Here is a 3276-nt window from a genome sequence, read left to right as displayed (position 1 = left end):
TGTGCCAAAAACAAAATCACAGGCGCGACTAGCGAGCTAACGACGATATAGTTCGCCGTCGTCGGCAAGCCCATGCCTAGTATCAGCGACATTATCGCAGTGAGAAAGAGGATGAGCACTATGTTGTTGCCGGCTAAATTTTCCACGACTTCAGATAGCACTTGACCGACGCCAGTTAGCGAGATCGAGCCCACGATGATGCCGGCTAGACCCGTAGCTATCGCGATCGTCGTCATGCTTTTAGCCGCCGTTACCATCGCCCAAAATATATCCGCAAAGCCGATGATAAAGTCCTCTTTGCCGACGTCCTCGCCGTGAGCCATTTTTTTAACGGGTTCCTGAAAAAGGATAATCAAAAACAGCACGCAAATAGCGTTAAAAGCCGCCGAAATCGGCGATTCGTTTGCGATTAACAATGTATAGAGCAAAACCAAAATCGGGATAAGATAGTGCAGACCGCTCACGAAAATTTTAAGCTTAGATATGCCTGCACCCTGCTCCATGCCTTTTAGCCCGAGCTTACAACTCTCAAGGTGCACGATAAAAAACAGCGACATATAGCACACAAATGCCGGAATCACGGCCGCGATCATGACGTTTGTGTAGCTAAGCCCCAAAAACTCGGCGATGATAAAGGCCGCCGCGCCCATGATAGGCGGCATCAACTGACCGTTTACGCCAGCAGCCACCTCGATAGCACCGGCTTTGGTGCTAGTTAGGCCAGCCTTTTTCATCAGCGGGATCGTAAAGGTGCCCACCGTTACGACGTTTGCCGTGGAGCTGCCGCTCACCATGCCGGTTAGTCCTGACGCGATAACCGAGGCCTTCGCCGGTCCGCCGCGAAATTTACCAAGCAGCGCAAAGGCTAAATTTATAAAGTACTGCCCCGCTCCCGCGCGCTCCAAAAGCGAACCAAACAATACGAAAAGATAGATAAAACTCACGCTAACGCCAAGCGGCACGCCAAAAACGCCCTCGGTCGTAAGATACATGTGGCCTGCTAGCTTGTTTAGGCTAGCGCCCTGGTGCGCGATGATGTCTGGCATATATTGGCCGAAATAATCATACGCCAAAAATATCGCCGCGATGATAGGAAGCGCCGGGCCGATGATCCTGCGACCCGCCTCAAACAGCACGACCACGGCGACGCAGGACACGGCGATATCAAAGCTCGTGTAGTCTCCGGGGCGCTGCGCTAGAGCGTAAAACTCTATGAGCGGATAGAGCGCGGCTAGCGTGCCCACAACACAGAGCGCGATGTCGTAAAACGGTAGGCTGGAGTGGGCTTTTTTGTGAATTTTAAGCGGATAGAGCAAAAACAGCAGACAAATAGCAAACGCAAGGTGCGCCGAGCGCGACATCGTCGTGTTCATCGGAAAATACGCGATATAAAGCTGAAAAACCGACCACGCAAAGCAGATAATGCTCGTGAAATATATATAAAAGTTCGAGTTTATCTCGCGCGTCTTTACCTCGACGAACTCCTCCTTTTCCTGCGTCGACTCGGTATTTGTTCGTGTTTCGTTTAGATTTTTATCCATATTTGCTCTTAACCTCTTAAATTTTCTTTTAATAAAATTTGGCGATTTTGCCCGTAAAATCGGGCTTTATTTTTAAATTTGACCGGCTTTTATGCTTTAAATTTATCGGCAAATTTAACCTCACGCCGTAAAGATACGGGTTTTGCAAACGGCAAACGAAGTCAAATCAAAAACGCGCGCATGAGCCAAATCTAAAATTTGACGCCTACAAGCGGCCTAAAAACCGCCGCCAAAAAGCTAGCAAAGCGTCAAATTTTAAATCCTCAAAAAACTAAAAACAAGCCCTTAAATTTAAAAAATAGGCCGTGCGGGTCAAATTTAACCCACGCGGCTCGGCTAGTTTATTTTATTATGCCGGCTTTTTTAAACTCAGCCTCAGCAGCCGGGTGCAAAGGTGCAGAAAGCCCCTCTATCAGGCTCTCTTTGGTAACCGCCGCGAGTGCGGGGTGCAGGCTCTTATACTCGTCAAAGTTATCCAAGATAGCCTTTACGACCGCGGCCACCGCAGTGTCGCTCATGCCCTTGTCGGTTACCAGTACGGCTTTAACGCCGATACTTTTTACGTCGTGATCCACGCCCTCATAGGTACCTTTTGGTATCGTGCCTTTGGCGAAATATGGCATCGTAGCTATCATCTTATCCACCTGCTCGCCCTCGATGTTTACGATGTCGATAGGTAGCGAGTTTGCCGCGTCGGTGATGTTGGCCGTCGGGTGGCCGACCATGTAGAAGTAGCCGTCGATTTTCTTATCTTTTAGCGCGTGCGGGCATTCGCCAGCAGTTAAAACGCCGTGATGTTTTAGCTTTTTCTCGTCAAAGCCAAATGCCTTAAACACGCCAAGCGCGGTCATTTCATTGCCGCTGCCAGGGTTACCGACGTTGATCGCTTTGCCCTCAAGGTCGTTTATCGAGCCGATGCCGCTTGATTTTGATACGACGAATGCGAGAAGCTCAGGGTAGATCGAGACGACTGCGCGCAGATTTTGATCGCCGTTGCCATCAAATTTGCCCACGCCGTTAAATTTATCATAAACCACGTCACTTTGGACGAAACCGAAATTTAGCTCTTTTTTTAGCACGTTATTTACGTTATAGACTGAGCCGCCGGTTGATTGCACCGAGCATTTCATTTGCGGATCTTTATTTACGAGGCGACATATCGCTCCGCCGACCGGATAATACGTGCCCGTCATCGCTCCCGTACCGATAGATACAAACTCCTTTGCGCCCAGCGCAGACGCGAAAAGCAACCCGGCTAATGCCAAAGATGTAGTTTTCATTTAACTTCCTTTCAAAGAATTTTTCTGATTTTACTCTCAAAATCCGCATTTTGCGTATAAATTTCACTCTTTTTGCGAGCTTTTTCAAAAAATTGCGACTATTTTACACACTTTAGCCTTAGAAAAATATTTCTTAAGGTAAAATTTATATATTTTTTACAAGCGAAGCGAAAATCGTATTTTTTGCATGGAGATATTTCTAAATTTTACGCACCGAGACCTGCGTCTTTAAGACGCTAAATTTGGATTAGTTAAATTTGAGGTTACAGCTTTGATTTCTTTGTATAGGGGCTTTAAATTTTAGCATTTTCAGGGTACGGGTTTCGGTGACTCAAATTTGAAGCCGAAATTTGTAAATTTGACTTCAAATTTGAACGTAAAAAGTTAAGGCGAAGTATCGTGAGATGATTTTTGGGGTTTTGAAGTTAAAATTTGACGAAGATAAGGCATATAGC

2 protein-coding genes are annotated in these 3276 nt (G+C 46.8%); both read right to left on the bottom strand.

Translation table 11 applies throughout. The features are described from left to right. Positions 1–1541: TRAP transporter fused permease subunit (locus Q0338_RS01665; protein ID WP_298085244.1), on the bottom strand; the 1541-nt coding region annotated here is incomplete at its 3' end. A gap of 341 nt (positions 1542–1882) precedes the next feature. After that, the gene (locus Q0338_RS01660) at positions 1883–2821 is read right to left on the bottom strand and encodes a TAXI family TRAP transporter solute-binding subunit (protein WP_298085243.1); all 939 of its coding nucleotides are present in this window, start codon (positions 2819–2821) and stop codon (positions 1883–1885) included. Positions 2822–3276: the final 455 nt, after the last annotated feature.

It is taken from the genome of uncultured Campylobacter sp. (assembly GCF_938018145.1).
In the GTDB taxonomy this organism is placed as follows: domain Bacteria; phylum Campylobacterota; class Campylobacteria; order Campylobacterales; family Campylobacteraceae; genus Campylobacter_A.
Note: the sequence above shows the minus strand (reverse complement) of the source record. Positions and strands in the feature narration are given on the sequence as shown.